This window comes from Polaribacter ponticola (genome assembly GCF_026191475.2).
Lineage (GTDB): Bacteria > Bacteroidota > Bacteroidia > Flavobacteriales > Flavobacteriaceae > Polaribacter > Polaribacter ponticola.
The window spans coordinates 247,287-268,314 of sequence record NZ_JAOSLC020000002.1; the positions used below are offsets into that span (position 1 = coordinate 247,287).

Sequence of the window (21,028 nt, forward strand, 5' to 3'; positions counted from 1 at the left end):
TTCTTTCTTCTAAAAACTAACTATATTTCCATAAATAATTACCACAATGCTTTCTTTCACCTCTGCACACTTTAGCTATTCCAGATTTATTACAACCTGTTTGACTTGAAGCTTCTGATACTGAAACAAATTCTTTTATAAATATACCAGGTAAAGTATATTGATGCACAACTTTTCTTCTTAAATCTTGTTTAGGGATAAATTTCTCAACATAATCATATGTCCAATAGAAGCCTTTACAAACCTTATTAACACTTAAACAAACCTTTGATAAATCTTGTTTATTTAAACCAATTACAGCTCCTGCATTAGTTAAATTAGAGTATTTGTTCAATAATTTACCAGATGATATATCATATTGATAAACAGTCTTTTCAAGCTCTCCGCCAATTGACATGTTGTATCCATCTTCTTTTGAATTATATTCTAAAATATATTCTTTTTCTTTATTAGCTAATTCATCTTTTGTTGCTACAGTTTCTAAAACCTCCCACTTGAAAGCTTCTATTCCATAAGTAGCAATTGCATTTTGAAATGCATAACTCTTACCTTTTTTAGATTTCTTTAAATGGTCTTTTTTTCTTTCTTCAATAGACTTTGTTGTTGCTCCAATATAGATTTTATTATCTATATTGTTAGTAACCTTGTATATATAATTATAAGTAATTGTCTCTTTCATATTCTCTTTCTTTTTTTAATTTCTCTTTAGGGAACACCCTCTACAACCCTTACTGTTAAAGGGTTTAAAAACTCATTTACCTAATGCTTTTAGGTAATTTTTTTTATGCTGTTTTTTTACCTACTTTATTAATACATAAAAACTCTCCATTCAACCATCTAATTAATAGTTGTCTCATTTTATAACTTGGTATATACAAATTCATATTTTCTTTTTTCCTAATGCATCCTCTCCATATCCATTGTACTAATTCCCCTAAAGCAAACAATTCTTCATTTAATTCAATACCACGTTGTCTAAAAAAGTTAACATTTTGTGGATGATTATATCTACTTGCCAAATAAGCCATTGATTTAATATTACTGTATTTATTTGTTGCTCTTGAATTTACAGGAATAAATCCTTTTGAATAACTTCCCCCTGATAATTTAGTTTCTGAAACTTTAAAAGTTGTGTAAGCATTCTCTTTGGATTTAGTCTTAAATTTTTTCCTAAAAATATAAGATGTTCTATCACTTATTTGTTTAGAGGATTTCCTACTAATATTAGTGCAATAAGTAACACTGTAGGTATTCATTGAATTTTTAGATTCATTAGCAACACCTAAATAAATATTTAATGCCCTTTTAATTTCAGTCAATTGATTTAGAGTGTAACTATCTTTAATATTAAAACTAATATTATGCAATTTCAAATAAGCACATAATAAAGTTCCTTTAAATAAATAGGTTAAAATTTGTACTTCTTTAAAAGCTTTAAAGATTTTAATTGGAAAGACCCAAACAAGATTATTCTTATCTAGATGGTAAACGGTATTGCTTCTGCACAATTTTTTTATATCATCAAATCTCCCTTTATAATCATCATTAATAAATCTTACTCTTTTTGTTTTTTCTTCAATTAAAATATGATTTTGACTAACTAATAATTCTATGTCCTTTTCACCAAGATAATTTAATTTCAGAGGGTTTACAGCTTCATCTAGTATTAGAATATAGTCTTTTAAATAGCTTGAATCTTCTTCCTTTAATAACATAAATAGTTTATGAGTAGCTATAACATTTTGTCCTAAAGAAATAAATTTTAGAAATTGACCTCTTTTATTTAGTTTAACAAATTTATCTTTTGAATTAAGGTCAATACTTCCATCTTTTCTAATCAATCCAGAATGAATATTATAATGGATATTTTCATCAGGGTCTAAAGGAATTGACACAGAATTTTCTGGTAAACTATCTTTAATTCTTTGTACTTCCTCTAAAAATGGTGTTATATACACGAATTTTTTTCCAGACTTTACACATTCATTCATTTTTAAAATTGCTCTATAAGTTTTTCCTGTACCCATAAGCTCATCAATAATTTCTACTTTCATATTATATCTTTTTTAAGTTATATATAATTGAATAGACAGTTAAAAAAGTTAAATAAAAACTATTTACTTGTGAAGTTTAAACTTGGATTTCATCACTCTACATACCTCAACCATCCTATCCAAAAACATATACAAAGGTACAAAAAATAAATGACAAATCCTAATTATTTTAACAGTATTATTGCGTTTTTATCAATAAAGACACGTATTATTTTAATAAAATAAATATACCGCAATAATAATGCATTAAATGCAACTAAAGCAGTATATCTAATTACTAGTCTATTTTCAGGAGCATTTTTTTTAGTTGATGCAGTCTCAAAAACTCCAATAGGATAAAAATACAGTATAACAACTTTCTTTAAATAAGTGTAAAATGATAGCAATAATAAGATTGGTTTTTAACAACATAAACAGATAATAATTCTCTTGTGATTTTTACTTTGTCTACTAAAACAATTTCATCTTTTTCTAAAACACCTATATCATACTTTACTTTAACTTTAAAAGGACATTTTAAACATTCCAATTCATTATTTGAGTTCACAATTAAAATCTCAAAAGGAGAAATATATTTTAATAAATCTGCTAATTCTTCATCATTCATTTTCATTTTTTTTAAACTTGGTTATTAATCAGTTTACACAAAATAGCTATATTATAATGTTGCTAGGTACCAGTTAGGTATGCTATTTTCAATAGAATTAGCTATGTTTTGTATAAACTCGTGTGTATTAACGTTTCGTTCTAAATTAGAATCTATGTATGACGACTTGTTTGCTTCAGTAAAAAGATTGTAAACATTCCATAAACTAATTTGATTATCTGTTCTTTTGAAATTGTCATCAGTAAAATAATCTTTAACCACAGAACCAATTTGAGAATCTGTTAGCTGTAATGGAAATTTTCCTTGCTTTTCTATTTTTGATAAATAATGATACATACGCATCTTACCAATTAAATGTGCAAACTGTTTTTCATCTAAATAATAATTACTTAACCTTTCCAATTTTTCTATATGTGATTCTTGATTATAATTATAGATAAGGTTTTTTACAGCTTCTTGTAACTCTTGAATACTACTAACTCTAATTTCTGAATTCAAACCATCCGTTGCTATACAAAGGTTTGTACAAACTGTATTTTTGTAACCAATAAATACCTTAAATTTTTCAATAGATTTTTTAGAAAATAAATTTTCTTGGTTATAAGCCCTAACACCTCCAATTGATAAATTAAGTATTTGATTATTTACGACCATTTGTCTATTTGGTATTTCCATCATAAAAGCCATACGCTCATAGTAGGTAGTTTTCTCATGTTCTAAGAGCTCTTTTACAGGCTTCCCGATTGCAGAAGGAATTCTACCTTTAATTTGATGAGAAACTCTAATAGAGGGAGTTATAAATGCTCCATTAAATGCAGATTCTGCAATTTCCTTGGTAGCATCAATAAATTCAAAATGAGACAATGTAGTTTCGTTGTCCTTGGCAAAAACTGGGATTATGCAATCTTGTTTTAAGTGATTTAAACTTACCTCTACAGTATTTGCTTCTATAAATTTACTTGATGATTTCTGTACTAAATTTGTAGTATCTTCAATCATATCTTGTACTTGTTGATTAGCTACTAATTCCATTTTCTGATGTTTTATTATTGTGAATAATTTCTTTATTATCTACTATCATAGATTTTACTTTCTCAATTTCTTGTTTACGATTTAAAATAGTATTGTTCAATTCCTTTTTTAGACTTGAATATTTTTGATATAAATGTCTCAATCCTTCAACTGTTGTGCATTCTGCTATTTCTTTTTTAGCTTTTTCAATAGATAAACCTTGATGACACCAATCTAAAATTAATCTACCTGTAGCTTCTGAAATTTTAAAATCTGGTGAGTTAGTAAATAATCCAGTTCTGTCTTTACTTGCAATTGCAAAGTGTTTAATATCGACTTCAAAAACTAAAGTAAATTCATAATCAACACCATCGCGTTGAACCGCCTTTAAACCTACTTTTTCTGGAATATATTTACCATTCTTCTGATTCAAAACATAATCTTGTTTTGTTCTCATTGTTGCTATAATATGAGCATTTGCCTGTAAAATCTTATTTATAAAAGCTTTTTGACGTGGTGTTACTTTATTCCAATTGGTAAAACTATTACCTGGTAATTTTGAATGGAAATCTATTAGCTCATCCCACACTTGTGATATGGAATCTAACACTATAACATCCATATTTGCCTCTAAACATATATCTATAGCCTGTATATATTTTTCTGGAGTAAATGGTGGAGAAATTCTAATGACATTATATTCTCCAAGATGTGCATACAAATCTGCTGAACCATTTTCAGAATCAATTACTGCTACTTTTGATAGGTCATTATTAGTTAAACCTTTTGCTAAAAGCAATGAACTCATCGTTTTTCCACTACCAGCACTACCTTGTAAAGCCATCTTAATTTTAGCTTGTTTCCTTGCGGATTTTCTTAATTGCATAATTTTAAATATTATTGTTTATAATTAAATTCAATGAGACTATTTCACTAAAAAAAGACACAAAAAAAGAGTCTACATTTCTGTAAACTCTATATTGTATCTTAACTTAAAGAATTAGTTTATAAAACCAATTCTTTTTCCACTACATTGTTTTTAACAACGTTTTCTTCTTCACTTACATACTGATAACTGTGCGTTAGTGTCACCATTTCGCCAGTTTCTGGTATTGCATACTCGTAAGCATCTACCTGTACTTTTTGAATACTACCAGGAAAATCTGAACCAATTAAACTTTCACACATTTCTTCATCAAATGTGCAACTGACATTTACTTTACGTGCTGTAAAATAAGTTCTTCCTGTTTCTCTGCTTTTCACTGCTTCAATTCCTCCTTGTACAATTAATGCACAAAACTCTGACCCATTTTTTCTTTCAAAGGTCTTAAATCCTACAATTTTTACCATAGTTTCTTAAATTTTAAAGATTATTTAATAGTACGGGGGTATCCCGCAATGGTAAAAGTGAGTGGGGGCTGAATTTAGATTACCTCGCTTTCATAGTAGTAAAAGTTTTTGAAAATTTTGAAAAAAATTATTTTTTTATTTAGAGAATAGATTAAGACTTACTTTGAATGACAATTATAATAGCGATTGTAATTAATCCATCTCCAATCCAGCCAATTGTACTAAATGTATTAGACACTCCTTTTTGCAAAATCATTAATATTATAAAAAACAAATAAATCCATGATAGAACTTCTGCAATTGGAAAGCTATTTTTATTAATTTCCTCTTCCTGATACTGTTCTACTTCCTGTTTATCAGTTAACCATTGCTCATAGCCATCTTCAAAATCAGTTTCAACTTCCACAAATATTTCTTCTCTTTTAATATTATTTTTTTCATTAATTAAAATCTCATCATTATATCCTTCTGTTGTTAAAGGTGCATCTGATGCTACTAACATAGATACATCTGCTTTTGCAAGTGTTTCTAATTGTAATTTAGCATTACCAGCATATTCTCCATCTAATTGTATTGCTACTTCAACACGCTCCCCTACTTTGAAAACATTTGGATATAAATCTAATAAGATTTTTTGTAAAGAAGCACCAATAACTTCACTATGACCATTTGGATATTTTATCTTAACAGTAGTACTTCTCCATAAATCCCCTTTATCATTTACCTTATCAATTTCACTAATAGTTTCAATCAAACCAATAGAAATAAATTCTCTCTCTCCTGACTCTTCATTTGTTCTAATCATTTTGATTTGAGATTAATTCTTTTAATTTTTATCAATTTATCATCATTTACTCTAAATAAACTTCTATCATCCACCATTCCTTCTGGCTGGGTTAAGATTAGTTTTTCTTTCTTATTTATTTTTTGAATGCTAATATTCCATTCTTTTTGATAGACAAACTTTTTTAGTTTTTCATCATATAAATAATAGCTAGAGTAACAACTACCTCCACAATCTACTTGAACTGTAAAATCTAAAAAACCATCAAAATTATAATCATAAAATCTCATTAGAACATAACCCAGTCCTATATTATCAGGTAAATTAACATGTTCATCAATTTGTTTATTTTTGAAGTATATTTTAAGATTTTTAATTCCTCCTAAATACTCATATTTTTCATTAGGTGTCATTTTACTATCCCAGACAGAAACAAATTCTAAATAATTAACTTTAAACTTCTTGGTGTTTTCTGTTATTTTAATATTTATTTCGTTTTCATCAGCAAAATTAGTCCAACCATCTTGTGAGTAGCTTGCTGATGTTAACAATAAGAAAAAATAAAATTTAATTTTCAACATACACTTTTATAAATTTTAGTAAATACTTACTGCTTCTTTTATAGATTTTACAAAATACTCTGTTTCTACCTGTTGCTCAATAATTTTATCAATTGCTGTTATAGCATCGTATATTTTGGTGTATAATTTCAGTAAAGTTGTTTCTAAAAAATCTAAATTTCTTAAATCATTATATTTATCATACCAGGTTATAAAATCTTTAAGGCTTAAATTTTCTTTAAAATGATTAATATCAGAAAGCATTAATTTATACTGTTCTTTTATAAATTTGTATTTAGAATCTGCATAAAAGGTTACTTTTTCATCTTCATAAAAATGTGGTTCTAAACTATATTTTTTCTCAATAATATTAGAACTTATAATTTCAGAACATGTATAAATATCATCTACATCAATGTTATTTTTACTTTCAATAAATAAGTCTAAATAAAATCCTGATTTAGATATAAATGTGATTGCTTCACAACCTTTGTTACATGCACAACATATTCCATAACTAACTTTATCAAAGCCATTACAACCTTGTTTTTTAGCTTCGTTAAATTTATCTTCTAATGCTTTAAGAAAAATTGATTTATATAAATCCATATATGATTTACTATCATCAAGAAAAATACTTAGCTTATTAATATCAAAGTTTTTTATAGCTTGTATTATTTGTTGTTTCATTCTAATTAACCTGTTATATCCTTTAGTTTCTTGTGATTTTTAAAATACAACCCTAAAAGTAAATATGTATTTTTCATAGTTTTGAATAAATATAACAATTATAACGCATATATGCGTTAATAAAGTATATGAGGTTTATTGATTTTTACATAGTGATAAAAGTCAAAAACATAGCATTCATGAAAGCATTTGGTAAATACCTAAAAATGCTAAGAAATAAAGCTAATCTATCTCAAGAAGATTTAGCCAATGACTGTGACATATCCATATCACAAATTGGCAGAATTGAAAGAGGTGAAATTAATACAACTATTTCAACATTATATGTTCTAGCTAAAGCTTTAAACATTGAAGTCAAAGAATTATTTGATTTTAAATAACTATATTTGAAAATAAAGAAATTTCTTTTTCATAGCAATTTACTCCACCTCTCTATAGAAGTGGAGTTTTTATTTTTTATAAAGTTTATCAACTTCTATACTCACTTTATTCTGCACAATTTTACCATAATGAGATTGAGTAACGTTCATATTAGAGTGACCCAACAATTCGGAAACAATCTCCATAGGAACGTTATTATAAAGTAGTACAGTTGTAGCAAAAGTTTTCCTTGCAATATGATGTGTTAATCTTTTATCTATTCCAATAACCTCAGCTATTTCCTTTAAATAAGAATTAAACTTTTGGTTGCTAATAGTAGGTAGCTTATTATCATATTTACTCAATATTTCTTTTGCTTTAGGTAGTATCGGAACAGAAATTTTACTCTTAGTTTTCTGTCTATACATTTCAATCCATTCCTTACCATCAAAACCAACCTCAATGTTTTTAACTGTTAAATTTGACATTTCAGCATACGCTAAACCTGTATAACAGCAGAATATAAACAAATCTTTTACTTGCTGTAATCTTACTTGACTAAAGTTGTGCTTTTCTAACTTCTTTAATTCTTCATCAGTTAAATAAACAATTACAGTTTTATACTTCTTGTTTTTATATAGGTGAAAAGGGTCTTTTTTTAAATAGTTCTCAGAAATAGCAAACTGAATTATTTTCTTTACTCTTTGTATGCTTCTATAAACAGTAGCTTGTCTTAATTTCAATTCAGTTTTAAAGAAATACTCTAAGTCTTGAATAAATTTTAAATTTAAATCTTTCAGCCTTACATCCTTTCTTTTGTAGAATTTAGAAATAAATAATGCTACTTTTCTTCTACTCTCAACATATCTACTCCAAGATAATTTATTAAAGTCAATTCCTATCAATTTTTCTGTTTTATCATTATGTAAATCATAAGCACCTAAAATTGTAATTTCTTCTTTAGAATCCTCCCCTTTATACTTCCTATAAACATCATCAACATCGAAGTCATCAGGTAAGATTTGAAGCATTAAAAAAGCCTTATCTATCTGTTGATGAATAAGGCTTAGTTTGTTATTTAAAATGGTGTTTTCTTTATTATTAGGTAAAGCTTTCTGTTTACTACTATCCCAATTATCTGGATTTATAAATATCCCAGAAGAGAATTCTTTTCTATTTTTTAAAAATGTAATCCTACATCTTATAGGACATTTCCCTTTTTTATTTATTCTGTTTCTTTGTAGAAAAAAGAGTACAGCTAATTTATAGTTATTCATAGATTTTATGTTTTGTAAAATGGTACACCAGAAGAAATAATGGTACACCTAATTGCACACCTAAAAGATGTAAATTGATTAATTGTGAAGTGATATTGAATTTAATGCGAAGTACTGCAAACCCTTACAAAACCTGTAGAAAACAAAAAAGCCTCACATTTCTGTGAAGCTTTAAGTGAGCCCTGAAGGATTCGAACCTTCGACCGCCTCCTTAGAAGGGAGGTGCTCTATCCAGCTGAGCTAAGAGCCCGTATTTTTTAAGTTGTTACGACAACTGTGTCGGGGTGGCAGGATTCGAACCTGCGACCTCCTCGTCCCAAACGAGGCGCGATGACCGGGCTACGCTACACCCCGAGTGCAATTTTTTAGCGGAGAGACAGGGACTCGAACCCTGGCGACCCTAAGGTCGACAGATTAGCAATCTGCTGCATTACCACTCTGCCATCTCTCCTTTCGACTTCAAACTTAAAAGCTTGAATTAAAAATTGCGAGTGCAAATGTAATATTAGAATTACAATATTACAAGACTTTTTTAAAGTTTTTATAAAACTTTTTTTACTCAGGATATTCTACCCTTAAATGATAAATATTCATTAACTTTTTCTTTACCACTTTTTTTATAATTTTTATCTCTCTAAAAGTAATATCTGAATTTAAAAATTGATTATCTGCCATTTGTTTATCAAAAATTTTATCAATTAAATTACTGATTGATTGAGCTGTAGGTGTTTTTAAACTTTTAGAAGCAGCTTCTGCTGCATCACACATCATAAGTATTGCTGTTTCTTTAGAAAATGGAATTGGCCCTTGATATTGGAATTTTTTAATATCAACCTTCGTATCTGGATTTAACTCTTGTTCTTTTTTAAAAAAGTAATATGTAGAACTAGTACCATGATGTGTTCTTATAAAATCTATTATTCTATCTGGTAAATTATGCTTTTTAGCCAACTCAACTCCTTTTATAACATGGTCTGTAATAATTTTAGTACTATCTCTTGGAGATAAATCATTATGTGGATTTACACCAGTTGATTGATTTTCTATAAAATACATTGGATTTAACATTTTACCAATATCATGATATAATGCACCTGTTCTTAACCAACATAGAATTGGCTCCTATTTCGTTTGCTGCTGCTTCTGCCAAATTAGCTACTTGCATAGAGTGTTGAAATGTTCCTGGAGCTTTTTCATTAAGCTCTCTTAAAAGCTTTGTATTAGTATTAGAAAGCTCTAAAAGTGTTACATCAGAAACAAGACCAAATACTTTCTCATAAATATATATTAGAATAATAGAAAGAAAAGATAATAACCCGTTTGCTGCAAAAAGCATAAAATAATCCCAATTAATTTGAGAAGCATTACCTTCTTTAATAATCGAAAACGCAAAATAAGTAATCATGTATATTAAAGTAATTTGCGCTACAGAAATAAATAAAGTTGCTCTTTTGTATAACTCAGAAACTGTTAATATGGTTACGATACCTGCAATAATATGTAAATAAATAAATTCAAAACTATTTGGCACTATATATCCTAAAAGTAAAACGGTTAAAACATGAGTAAACAACCCTAATCTTGCGTCAAAAAATGCTTTTAAAATTATAGGAAGAATACTTAAAGGAACAACATATAAATAATCAGAATTGTATTTTATAACCAATGTTTGGATAAAAATTATAGCAAAAACATTAAAGAAAATAAAGGTTACTTTATTATTATTATTAAATATTTCTAGTCGATATTTATTTAGAAATAAAAGTAACATCAATAAGGCTAAAGAAACTAAAATTGTATACCCAAAAATAATCCAATTATAATTCGACTCTGTCCAAACTTTAGATTCAGACTCACTTTTTAAAGAGTTTAAAATTGCTAGTTTTTTTCCTTCAACAATATCTCCTTTTAAAATTATTAACTTTCCTAATTCTACTTTACCTTTAGTATAAGAAATATGGCTAATCTCATTATTAATTATCTTATCAGTTAAAACATTATCATAAGAAACATTAGGTTTTATAATACCTGCTAATAAATTAAGCACTAATTTTTGTCCATAGCTATAAGGTTCATCTTCTAAATTTGTATTAATTATTTCTAATACATTTTTAGAGGTTAATAACTTTTTAAACAAAACATCCTGTACCTCATTTTCTTTTTTTAGTACAATTATTTCATTTCTATCAGACAATCTATCTTCACTAATAACCTCTAAAAAACCAATATCGTATACTTTCCACAGAACTCTCTCGCCTATTTTCTTTAATCTATCTAAATCTTTATTAGTTAAAGAATCACTAGTATTTATTTGAGAAATTCTATTTTGAAATGTTTGCTTTACTTCAGAAACAATATCTCTATCATATTGAAAATATAATTTACTATTAGCTTCAATTTCTTTTTTTCAATTTTTATTTCTTCATCAGTTTTTTGAATTGCAAAATCAAAAGGAGCATATAAATTATCGTATTTCCAAAGTTGGCCATTATTAAAATCATATTTAAATTGACCTCCTTTCGGAAATAAATATACAATTGCTATAGTGGTAATTAGAAATAAAAATACCTTATATATAATTGTATTATTTCTGTAGATTTTATTTACTATTTCGCTCATCGAATTCTCTCTTAGTATAACAAACTTACAGTAAAATAATGAAGCTTAAAAATTACACATATATTAAGATTTTAATTTGATTTAATTTGGTTAATTTAGCAACCTATATTTTTAATATTATAAAACATAAATATTTAGTATGAAAGACGTTGTAATTGTATCGGTTGCCAGAACTCCAATAGGTAGTTTTATGGGTAGTTTATCTACTATACCTGCCACTATCTTAGGAGCAACAGCAATAAAAGGTGCTTTAGATAAAATTAATTTAGATGCTTCTTTAGTTGAAGAAGTTTTTATGGGTAATGTTGTATCTGCTGGCTTAGGTCAAGCACCTGCAAGACAAGCTGCTATTCATGCTGGTATTCCAGATACTGTTCCTTGTACAACTGTAAATAAAGTTTGTGCTTCTGGAATGAAATCTATAATGCTTGCTGCCCAAACAATTGCTCTAGGTGATGCTGATGTAGTTGTTGCTGGTGGAATGGAAAACATGAGTTCTATTCCTCATTATCAACATGCTAGAACTGGTTCTAAATTTGGACCAATTACAATGGAAGATGGCATGCAAAAAGACGGCTTAGTAGATGCCTATGGAAAAGTTGCTATGGGTGTTTGTGCAGATGAATGTGCTACTGAATATAGTTTTTCTAGAGAAGACCAAGATGCATTTGCAATTCAATCGTACAACCGCTCTTCTAAAGCTTGGAGCGAAGGCAAATTTACTGATGAAATTGTACCCGTTTCTATACCACAAAGACGAGGAGAACCTATTCTTTTTTCTGAAGATGAAGAATATAAGAATGTGAAAATGGAAAAAATCCCAGCCTTAAGAGCTGCTTTTACTAAAGACGGTACTGTTACTGCTGCAAATGCTTCTACTATTAATGATGGTGGTGCTGCTTTAATTTTAATGTCTGCAGAAAAAGCAAAAGAATTAAACTTAGCTCCTATTGCTAAAATAAAAAGTTACGCAGATGCTGCACACGAACCAAAATGGTTTACAACAGCGCCAGCTAAAGCTTTACCTAAAGCTTTAGCAAAAGCAAACCTATCTATAGATGATGTAGATTATTTTGAATTAAACGAAGCTTTTTCTATTGTTGGTTTAGCAAACATGAAAATACTTGGTATTAATGATAAAAATGTAAACGTAAACGGTGGTGCTGTTTCTTTAGGTCATCCATTAGGCGTTTCTGGAGCTAGAATAGTAATTGCTTTAACATCTATATTAAAACAAAATAATGCCAAAATTGGTGCAGCTGCTATTTGTAATGGTGGTGGTGGTGCTAGTGCTTTAATTATTGAAAGAATATAATACAATAAAATTGAACTTCGGTATTTGTAATCTTAGTATAGTTCCTATTCGTTCAGAAGCTTCAGACGCATCAGAAATGACAAGTCAGATGTTATTTGGAGAGCATTTTACTATTCTAGAAAAAAACAAATACTGGAGTAAGATTCGTTTATTTTATGATAATTTTGAGGGTTATATTGATAACAAACAATTTGAAGAAATTTCTAAAGACTACTTTCAAAAATTATCAACTATAGAATCTATTTATTCAGGTGATATAATTGACTTTATCTCTAGTGATACAAACGATTTATTTACAATACCTTTGGGTGCTAGATTACCTTCTTTTACAAATAATCAGTTTTATATTAACACTAAACGCTTTCAATACGAAGGAGCTACATTTAAAGGTGTTTTATCAAAAAATGAAATTATTCAAAAAGCGTTTACTTATTTAAATACTCCTTTTTTATGGGGAGGAAAAACTCCTTTTGGGATTGACTGTTCTGGTTTTACACAAATGACCTATAAGCTTTGTGGTTATAAAATACCTAGAGATGCTAAAGAGCAAGCTTCTAAAGGTGAGGTATTAAGTTTTATTGAAGAAAGTGAACCCGGAGATTTAGCTTTTTTTGATAATGAAGAGGGTGAAATTATACATGTTGGTATTATTTTAAATGACTACCATATTATTCATGCTCATGGAAAAGTAAGAATAGATACTTTAGATCATAGTGGAATTTTTAATTCCGATTTACAAAAACACACTCATAAACTACGAGTTATTAAAAAATTAATATAAAAAAAAACCGAAACGTTAAGTTTCGGTTTTTTTTATATTAAGTAAGAAGCAATATTATTGACCTCTTAATTTTTTATAAATTGGTCTTAAAGCATCTCCTTCAGCTTCCTTTTCTAATAAATCATAAATATTTAAAAGATTTTTTACAGAATCAAAGTCTCTTTTTAACTCATCAGCTTTCTTTACAAAAGGTAAAGCTTCTTCATGAATCGTTTTTAATTTAGCTTCTAACTCTTCGTATTTTTTATTATTATCAAGATTGTTATTCATTTCTTCCTGAACAGCAATTCTTTTATTCAAAATAGCTGAACCTAAGTTTAAATAAGCATCTCTATAATCTGGCTTTAATTCAATTGCTTTTTTATAATAACCAATAGCGTCATCAAATTTATTTTGATTACCATTAACAACACCTAAATTATAAAATAAAATAGGATTATTTGGATCTAATTTAACTGCTTCTTGCATAAGTTCTCCAAACTTATCCATCTTTTTTAATTTAATATAAAGATCGGCTTCATTTAATAATAAATTTAAATCTTTAGGATTTGCTGCTCTTGCTTCTTTCATAGCAATTATAGCCTCATCACTTTTTCCTTGAGTATTTAAAATTAATGCGATATTCTTAATAATATCTCCACTTTTAGATTTAGTTTGTTTTACTTCTGGTTTTATATATTGCCCAGCTTTAACCATTAAATCTCTCTGTTGTTTAGACCCTAGGTTTTCTACTGCACCAGTAGCTTTATTAGTAGCAACATATTGAGTTTCGATACCAGTATACCCCATATCTTTTAATTCTCTATAATACTTTAATGCTGTATCATACTCTTTTGCTTGAGTAGAAGATACAGCAGCATTAAAAACAAAAGAAGTATCCTTTGGACTTGGACTTAACTTATACGTTAAGTAAAAGTTAGTGGCAGCACTTTTATAATCTTTATCTTCATTATATAACTTAATTGCTTTTTGAGAAACATCAGCAACCAATTTATTTAACATAGGTGCAGCACTTTTTGTATATTTTGCTTTACCAATTTCTTTTTCATAATTCATTAAATCACTAAAAGCTTCAGATGCATTTAAATAATCTTGTCCGCCAGCAAAAGCTTTTCCTTTTAAGTAATAAAACTTAGCCTTATACTTAGATTCCATAGAATTTTCCATAGAGTTTAAAGAGTTTAAAACTGTAATAGCCGATTTAAAATCATTTTTTTTAATCGCTTTTTCTGCAGCTTTAAGTTCGTTTTTTTGTGCAAAAGCTCCAATAGATATTATTCCTAAAGAAAGCGCTAATATTTGTTTTTTCATTTTACTGATTTGTTTATTTATTGTTATTCTTGATTTTCGTTTGAATCATTTTCAATTTCCGTGCCATTTTCAGAATCGTCTTCTAATTCTTCTTCAGCTTCTTCTTCATGAGCTACTTTAGCAACAGCAGCAATACTATCAGAATCTTTAATATTTATTAAACGAACACCCTGAGTTGCACGTCCCATAACCCTTAAATCTTCAACAGCCATTCTAATGGTTAAACCAGATTTATTAATAATCATTAAATCGTTAGAATCATCTACATTCTTAATAGCTACCAATTCTCCAGTTTTCTCAGATATATTTAAAGTTTTAACTCCTTTACCACCTCTGTTAGTAACTCTATAATCTTCTAATTTAGAACGTTTCCCATAACCTTTTTCTGATACCACAAGGATATTGCTTTCCATATCATTTACAGCAACCATACCTATTACCTCATCATTTTCATGCTGTAATGTAATACCTCTAACTCCAGATGCAGTTCTTCCCATTGGGCGAGTTTTTGCTTCTTCAAAACGAATTGACTTACCAGATTTTAAAGCTAACATTACTTGACTGTCTCCTGTTGTTAATTTAGCTTCTAATAATTCATCACCATCTTTTATAGTAATTGCATTAATACCATTTGTTCTTGGACGAGAATATTGCTCTAAAGAAGTCTTTTTAACTTGACCTTTTTTAGTAGCCATAATTACATAATGGCTATTAATATACTCTTCGTCTTTTAAATCTTGAGTTACTAAGAATGCTTTTACTTTATCATCTTGCTCAATATTAATAAGGTTTTGCATTGCTCTACCTTTGGTGTTTTTACCACCTTCAGGAATTTCATAAACTCGCATCCAGAATACTTTACCTTTTTGGGTAAAGAACATCATATATTGGTGATTTGTACCAACAAATAAGTGCTCTAAGAAATCTTCATTTCTTGTGGTTGCGCCTTTTTGACCTCTTCCTCCTCTATTCTGAACTTTATACTCTTCTAAGTTGGTACGTTTTAAATAACCTGCATTTGAAATGGTAACTACTACTTTCGTATTAGGTATCATGTCTTCAATACGCATATCTCCACCTGCATATTCTATTGCAGATCTACGTTCATCTCCATACTTTTCTTTAATATGTAATAACTCATCTGTAATTATTTGGTAACGTCTAGGCTCGTTAGATAAAATATCTTTTAAATCAGTAATTGTTAACATGATTTCATCAAACTCAGCACGTAGTTTATCTTGCTCTAAACCTGTTAATTGACGTAAACGCATTTCTACAATTGCTTTCGCTTGTATCTCTGTTAATTCGAAACGTTCAATTAAACTCTCTCTTGCTTCATCTGCATTGCTAGATGCTCTAATAATTTTAATTACTTCATCAATATTATCAGATGCAATAATTAAACCTTCTAAAATATGAGCTCTTGCTTCTGCTTTCTTTAATAAAAATTCAGTTCTACGAACAACAACTTCATGTCTATGCTCAACAAAATAATGAATTAATTGTTTTAAGTTTAATTGCTCTGGTCTTCCATTTACTAAGGCAATATTATTTACACTAAAAGAAGTTTGTAATTGCGTGTATTTAAATAATTTATTTAAAACGATATTTGGTATTGCATCACGCTTTAAAATATAAACAACACGCATTCCATTCCTATCAGACTCATCTCTAATATTAGAAATACCTTCAATTTTTTTATCATTTACAAGCTCAGCAGTTTTTTTTATCATTTCTGCTTTATTCACTTGATAAGGAATTTCTGTAACAATAATGCACTCACGCCCTTTAACTTCTTCAATAACCGCTTTAGCACGCATTACAATACGCCCTCTACCTGTATGAAAAGCGTCTCTTACACCATCGTAGCCATAAATAATACCACCAGTAGGAAAATCTGGAGCAGAAACATGTTGCATTAACTCATCAATTTCTATATCTCTATTTTCAATATATGCAACAGTACCATTTATAACTTCTGTTAAGTTGTGTGGCGCCATATTAGTTGCCATACCAACTGCAATACCAGAAGCTCCGTTTACTAATAAATTAGGAATACGAGTGGGTAAAACGGTAGGTTCTTGTAAAGTATCATCAAAATTTAAACGATGATCTACAGTATCTTTTTCAATATCAGCTAACATATCTTCTGATATTTTTTGCATTCTAACCTCTGTATAACGCATTGCTGCAGGAGAATCTCCATCAACAGACCCAAAGTTACCTTGCCCATCTACCATCATATAACGTACACTCCAATTTTGAGCCATACGTACCATAGAGTCATAGACAGATGTATCACCATGTGGGTGATATTTACCTAAAACTTCCCCAACAATTCTAGCAGACTTTTTATACGATCCAGTAGCTTTAATTCCTAATTCGTGCATACCAAATAAAACCCTTCTATGTACTGGTTTTAAACCATCTCTTACATCTGGTAATGCTCTCGAAACGATTACTGACATTGAATAATCAATGTATGCAGATTTCATTTGATCTTCAATGTTAATTGGAATTAACTTTTCTCCGTCTGTCATATATATTTTATTAATATTTTACTCTAATTTTTAAAACAAGGCAAGATACTATTTCTCGTAGTTTTTTCAAAGGTTTTACTTTTTAGAATTCGCTAGAGTTATCAACATTTTTTGATAATTTTTAACATAAATTTATTTGTCTGATTTTCAATAGTTTTCTACCTTGCTTTTGTGGTCAAACTGTCATATTTTATGCTATGGCATCTTTTTTGTAATTAATCATAAAAAAAAGGACTAAATTTACAACACATCAATAAAGACAGAAAGAAATATGGACGATAATTTTTCACCAAAAGTTAGAGATGTAATCACTTTCAGTAAAGAAGAAGCCTTAAGGTTAGGCCAAGAATTTATTGGAACAGAACATTTACTATTAGGTTTAATAAGAAAAGGAGAAGGAAAAGCAATAGAAATTTTAACAGCTTTTGATGTTGATTTAGTTTTATTACGAAAAAAACTAGAGCAATTAAACCCATCCAATCCTTCTTTTATAGATAATACAGATAAACCTAGTTTACGTTTAACTAGGCAAGCAGAAAAAGCTTTAAAAACTACTTTTTTAGAAGCTAAATTATACCAAAGCGAATCTATAGATACCGCACATTTATTATTATGTATTTTAAGAAATGAAAACGACCCAACAACAAAGTTAATTCAAAAATACAATGTAAATTATGATGATGCTAAAGCACTTTATAAACAATTACATGTAGATGATACCGATTTAGAATTACCTTCTAACCCAATTGCAGAAACACCTTCTGATGACGAGTTTGCTTCTGAAAAATCGAATCCTTTTGATAATACACAAAAAGGTAAAAATGTAAAAAAATCTAAAACACCTGTTTTAGATAATTTTGGTAGAGATTTAACAGATTTGGCAGAAAAAGGAAAACTAGATCCTGTAGTTGGTAGGCAAAAAGAAATTGAACGTGTTTCACAAATTTTAAGTCGTAGAAAAAAGAACAATCCAATGTTAATTGGAGAACCTGGTGTTGGTAAATCTGCCATAGCAGAAGGTTTAGCTTTAAGAATTGTAGAACGTAAAGTTTCTAGAATTTTGTTTGATAAACGTCTAGTCTCTTTAGATTTAGCAAGTTTAGTTGCAGGCACAAAATACCGTGGGCAATTTGAGGAACGAATGAAAGCGTTAATGAACGAATTAGAAAAGAATGATGATATTATTCTTTTTATTGATGAAATTCATACTATTGTTGGCGCAGGTGGCGCAACAGGTTCATTAGATGCTTCTAATATGTTAAAACCTGCTTTAGCAAGAGGAGAAATACAATGTATTGGTGCCACAACTTTAGATGAGTTTAGAACTAATATAGAAAAAGATGGCGCCTTAGAACGTCGTTTTCAAAAGGTAATTGTAGACCCTACCTCTGTTGAAGAAACCATACAAATTTTACATAATATTAAAACTAAATATGAAGAACATCATCATGTAAATTATACAGATGATGCACTAGAAGCTTGTGTAAAATTAACTAATAGGTACATGACAGATCGTTATTTACCAGACAAAGCTATTGATGCTTTAGATGAAGCGGGCTCTAGAATTCATATCACAAACATTATAGTTCCGCAGCAAGTTTTAGAATTAGAAGCACAATTAGAAATCATTAGAGATCGTAAAACAAAAGCTGTTAATGGGCAAAAATACGAAGAAGCTGCTAAGTTACGTGACGATGAAAAGAACATGGAATCGGCCTTAAATTCTGCTCAAAACCAATGGGAAGAAGATTCTAAATTAAATAGAGAAATTGTAACCGAAGACAATGTTGCAGAAGTAGTTTCTATGATGACAGGAATTCCTGTAAACAGAGTTGCAGAAGCAGAAACACATAGATTACACGAATTGCCAGACTTAATTAAAGGAAAGGTAATTGGGCAAAATGAAGCGGTTACCAAAGTGGTAAAAGCAATACAACGTAATAGAGTTGGTTTAAAAGACCCTAACAAACCAATTGGTTCTTTTATTTTCTTAGGACAAACTGGTGTTGGTAAAACGCAATTGGCTAAAGTTTTAGCTCGTGAGTTATTTGATTCTGACGATTCTTTAATTAGAATTGATATGAGTGAATACATGGAAAAATTTGCTATTTCTCGTTTAATTGGTGCGCCTCCTGGTTATGTTGGTTATGAAGAAGGTGGTCAATTAACAGAAAAAGTAAGAAGAAAACCGTATTCTGTTATCCTTTTAGATGAAATTGAAAAAGCGCATCCAGATGTGTTTAACATGTTATTACAAATTTTAGATGACGGTCATATTACCGATAGTTTAGGTAGAAAAATCGATTTTAGAAACACCATAATTATTATGACTTCTAACATAGGTGCTCGTCAATTAAAAGACTTTGGTGGCGGTGTAGGTTTTGGAACTTCTTCTAAAAAAGAACAAGCAGATGCCCATGCAAAATCTGTAATTGAAGGTGCATTAAAGAAATCTTTTGCACCAGAATTCTTAAACAGAATAGATGATGTTATTGTGTTTAATGCTTTAGAAAGAGAAGATATCCATTCTATTATAGATATTGAACTAGATAAACTATTACAAAGAATAGCAGATTTAGGATATACGTTAGAATTAAGTGAAAAAGCTAAAGATTATATAGCAGACAAAGGCTTTGATAAAAAGTACGGTGCAAGACCACTTAAAAGAGCGATACAAAAATACATTGAGGATGCTTTGGCAGAAGAAATTGTAAATTCTAAACTATCTGAAGGCGATACGATAACTATGGATTTAGATGATGACAAAAACAAGCTCACCATCAAAATTAGAAAAGGAGATAAGAAAACTGAAACTAGAACAGAAACAGAATCTTAAAATAGTAAAAATCCCAAACTTATCAGTTTGGGATTTTTTTGACTTAAATAAGGTGTTTACCTTCTTATTTTTTAAATAAAAAAAGACCTTCGCTAAAAAACGAATATAAATCATTAGAACGAAGTCTTATCCCTGTTAACGTTACATACAATGAAAAAAAACTTATTTATTGGATTATTAACTATTTTTCCATTAATCTTATTTTCTCAAAATAAAAATATTCATTTTGGAATAAAAGCTGGAATGAACTACTCGAATTACATCGATAATATTGATTTGAATTTATTTACTCATATTCCAGCTTACTATAATGGAAAGATAGGTTTCTATATTGGAGCTTATTCTAATATTGGAATCAATAAATTGATCTCAATAAAACCCGAATTGTTAATTTCTAAAACTGGCAGTAAAGCAACTATTGAATTTAAAGATTTACGTAATATTTATACTAATCAAGACAAAGTAGTATATCAAGAAACAAAAGCAGTAATAAATGAATATAATGTATTAATCCCTATTTTATTAAACATTAATCTGAATAAATATTTTTTTGAAATTGGCCCACAATTTGGGTATACTTTTAGTAGAAATATATCTTATAAACATGCCCCAATTAATTCTCAACTAATTTTGAAAAACTCTAGCTCTGAAAATCTTGAATTTGCTGGAGCAATTGGTTTCGGATATAAAATATCTGAATTATATCAGATTGATATTCGATATTCGTATGGATTTACAAAAAGACAACAATTGAATAGTTCTATTTTAAATTTTGGACTATCCTACAACCTTTATTAGAAAAACTGTTTGTAACACCGTTTAAACTTTATTGTTTGTTTTGACTCTCTTGATAAATTCCTTCGGAATTTTTCCATTAGTATTTTATTTACGAAATTTACTACTTAAGAAAGGCAATAAATCTTACACGTTAGC

The 21,028-nt window shown here is 28.8% G+C and carries 17 protein-coding genes, 3 tRNA genes and 1 pseudogene; 5 read left to right on the forward strand and 16 right to left on the reverse strand.

What is annotated here, in order from left to right:
* Nucleotides 1-16: 16 nt before the first annotated feature.
* The 9 genes from N5A56_RS01465 to N5A56_RS01505 all read right to left on the reverse strand — a co-directional run bounded on the left by N5A56_RS01465 (nt 17) and on the right by N5A56_RS01505 (nt 7,056).
* Entirely contained in the window at nt 17-679 is a 663-nt protein-coding gene (locus N5A56_RS01465) for a GIY-YIG nuclease family protein (RefSeq protein ID WP_265724096.1), read from the reverse strand.
* A 103-nt stretch (nt 680-782) separates the two neighbouring features.
* Entirely contained in the window at nt 783-2,054 is a 1,272-nt protein-coding gene (locus N5A56_RS01470) for a hypothetical protein (protein ID WP_265724095.1), read from the reverse strand.
* A gap of 361 nt (nt 2,055-2,415) precedes the next feature.
* Nucleotides 2,416-2,661 (reverse strand): hypothetical protein, encoded by a 246-nt coding sequence (locus tag N5A56_RS01475; protein ID WP_265724094.1) that lies wholly within the window; start codon nt 2,659-2,661, stop codon nt 2,416-2,418.
* A gap of 51 nt (nt 2,662-2,712) precedes the next feature.
* Nucleotides 2,713-3,693 (reverse strand): DUF3871 family protein, encoded by a 981-nt coding sequence (locus N5A56_RS01480; RefSeq protein WP_265724093.1) that lies wholly within the window; start codon nt 3,691-3,693, stop codon nt 2,713-2,715.
* Nucleotides 3,677-4,558, reverse strand: coding sequence for an AAA family ATPase (locus tag N5A56_RS01485; protein WP_265724092.1), 882 nt, complete (start codon nt 4,556-4,558; stop codon nt 3,677-3,679). The genes N5A56_RS01480 and N5A56_RS01485 overlap by 17 nt, the downstream gene beginning before the upstream one ends.
* 119 nt (nt 4,559-4,677) lie before the next feature.
* Nucleotides 4,678-5,022 (reverse strand): hypothetical protein, encoded by a 345-nt coding sequence (locus N5A56_RS01490; RefSeq protein ID WP_265724091.1) that lies wholly within the window; start codon nt 5,020-5,022, stop codon nt 4,678-4,680.
* A gap of 151 nt (nt 5,023-5,173) precedes the next feature.
* A complete protein-coding gene (locus tag N5A56_RS01495; RefSeq protein ID WP_265724090.1) occupies nt 5,174-5,827 on the reverse strand; it encodes a hypothetical protein in 654 nt (217 codons plus the stop codon).
* Nucleotides 5,824-6,387, reverse strand: coding sequence for an XAC2610-related protein (locus N5A56_RS01500; protein WP_265724089.1), 564 nt, complete (start codon nt 6,385-6,387; stop codon nt 5,824-5,826). Before N5A56_RS01500 ends, N5A56_RS01495 begins: the two co-directional genes overlap by 4 nt.
* Nucleotides 6,388-6,402: 15 nt before the next feature.
* On the reverse strand, nt 6,403-7,056 hold the full coding sequence (locus N5A56_RS01505; protein ID WP_265724088.1) for a hypothetical protein: 654 nt from the start codon (nt 7,054-7,056) through the stop codon (nt 6,403-6,405).
* Between the two features lie 179 nt (nt 7,057-7,235).
* Between N5A56_RS01505 and N5A56_RS01510 the strand changes: the two genes are divergently transcribed.
* Nucleotides 7,236-7,436: a helix-turn-helix domain-containing protein gene (locus N5A56_RS01510; RefSeq protein ID WP_265724087.1), complete on the forward strand. Its 201-nt coding sequence runs from the start codon at nt 7,236-7,238 to the stop codon at nt 7,434-7,436.
* 69 nt (nt 7,437-7,505) lie between these two features.
* On the opposite strand, the gene N5A56_RS01515 is transcribed toward N5A56_RS01510, so the two are convergent.
* The 5 genes and pseudogenes from N5A56_RS01515 to N5A56_RS01535 all read right to left on the reverse strand — a co-directional run bounded on the left by N5A56_RS01515 (nt 7,506) and on the right by N5A56_RS01535 (nt 11,312).
* On the reverse strand, nt 7,506-8,693 hold the full coding sequence (locus tag N5A56_RS01515) for a site-specific integrase (protein ID WP_265724086.1): 1,188 nt from the start codon (nt 8,691-8,693) through the stop codon (nt 7,506-7,508).
* A 176-nt stretch (nt 8,694-8,869) separates the two neighbouring features.
* Nucleotides 8,870-8,943: transfer RNA gene (locus N5A56_RS01520), tRNA-Arg, on the reverse strand.
* Between the two features lie 29 nt (nt 8,944-8,972).
* Nucleotides 8,973-9,047, reverse strand: a tRNA-Pro gene (locus N5A56_RS01525).
* 15 nt (nt 9,048-9,062) lie between these two features.
* Nucleotides 9,063-9,144 (reverse strand) — tRNA-Ser (locus N5A56_RS01530).
* Nucleotides 9,145-9,248: 104 nt separating this feature from the next.
* Nucleotides 9,249-11,312 (reverse strand): annotated as a pseudogene (locus N5A56_RS01535) (HD family phosphohydrolase).
* 139 nt (nt 11,313-11,451) lie between these two features.
* Between N5A56_RS01535 and N5A56_RS01540 the strand changes: the two are divergent.
* Together N5A56_RS01540 and N5A56_RS01545 are read left to right on the forward strand one after the other, a co-directional pair.
* Nucleotides 11,452-12,627, forward strand: coding sequence for an acetyl-CoA C-acyltransferase (locus tag N5A56_RS01540; protein ID WP_265724085.1), 1,176 nt, complete (start codon nt 11,452-11,454; stop codon nt 12,625-12,627).
* Nucleotides 12,628-12,637: 10 nt separating this feature from the next.
* The gene (locus N5A56_RS01545) at nt 12,638-13,408 is read left to right on the forward strand and encodes a C40 family peptidase (protein WP_265724084.1); all 771 of its coding nucleotides are present in this window, start codon (nt 12,638-12,640) and stop codon (nt 13,406-13,408) included.
* Nucleotides 13,409-13,462: 54 nt separating this feature from the next.
* On the opposite strand, the gene N5A56_RS01550 is transcribed toward N5A56_RS01545, so the two are convergent.
* Both N5A56_RS01550 and gyrA read right to left on the reverse strand, forming a co-directional pair.
* Nucleotides 13,463-14,719: a tetratricopeptide repeat protein gene (locus N5A56_RS01550; RefSeq protein WP_265724083.1), complete on the reverse strand. Its 1,257-nt coding sequence runs from the start codon at nt 14,717-14,719 to the stop codon at nt 13,463-13,465.
* A 23-nt stretch (nt 14,720-14,742) separates the two neighbouring features.
* A complete protein-coding gene (gene gyrA, locus N5A56_RS01555) occupies nt 14,743-17,259 on the reverse strand; it encodes a DNA gyrase subunit A (RefSeq protein WP_265724082.1) in 2,517 nt (838 codons plus the stop codon).
* Between the two features lie 271 nt (nt 17,260-17,530).
* On the opposite strand from gyrA, the gene N5A56_RS01560 reads away from it, so the two are divergent.
* Entirely contained in the window at nt 17,531-20,095 is a 2,565-nt protein-coding gene (locus N5A56_RS01560; RefSeq protein WP_265724081.1) for an ATP-dependent Clp protease ATP-binding subunit, read from the forward strand.
* Between the two features lie 150 nt (nt 20,096-20,245).
* The gene (locus N5A56_RS01565; RefSeq protein ID WP_265724080.1) at nt 20,246-20,893 is read left to right on the forward strand and encodes an outer membrane beta-barrel protein; all 648 of its coding nucleotides are present in this window, start codon (nt 20,246-20,248) and stop codon (nt 20,891-20,893) included.
* Nucleotides 20,894-21,028 lie beyond the last annotated feature (135 nt).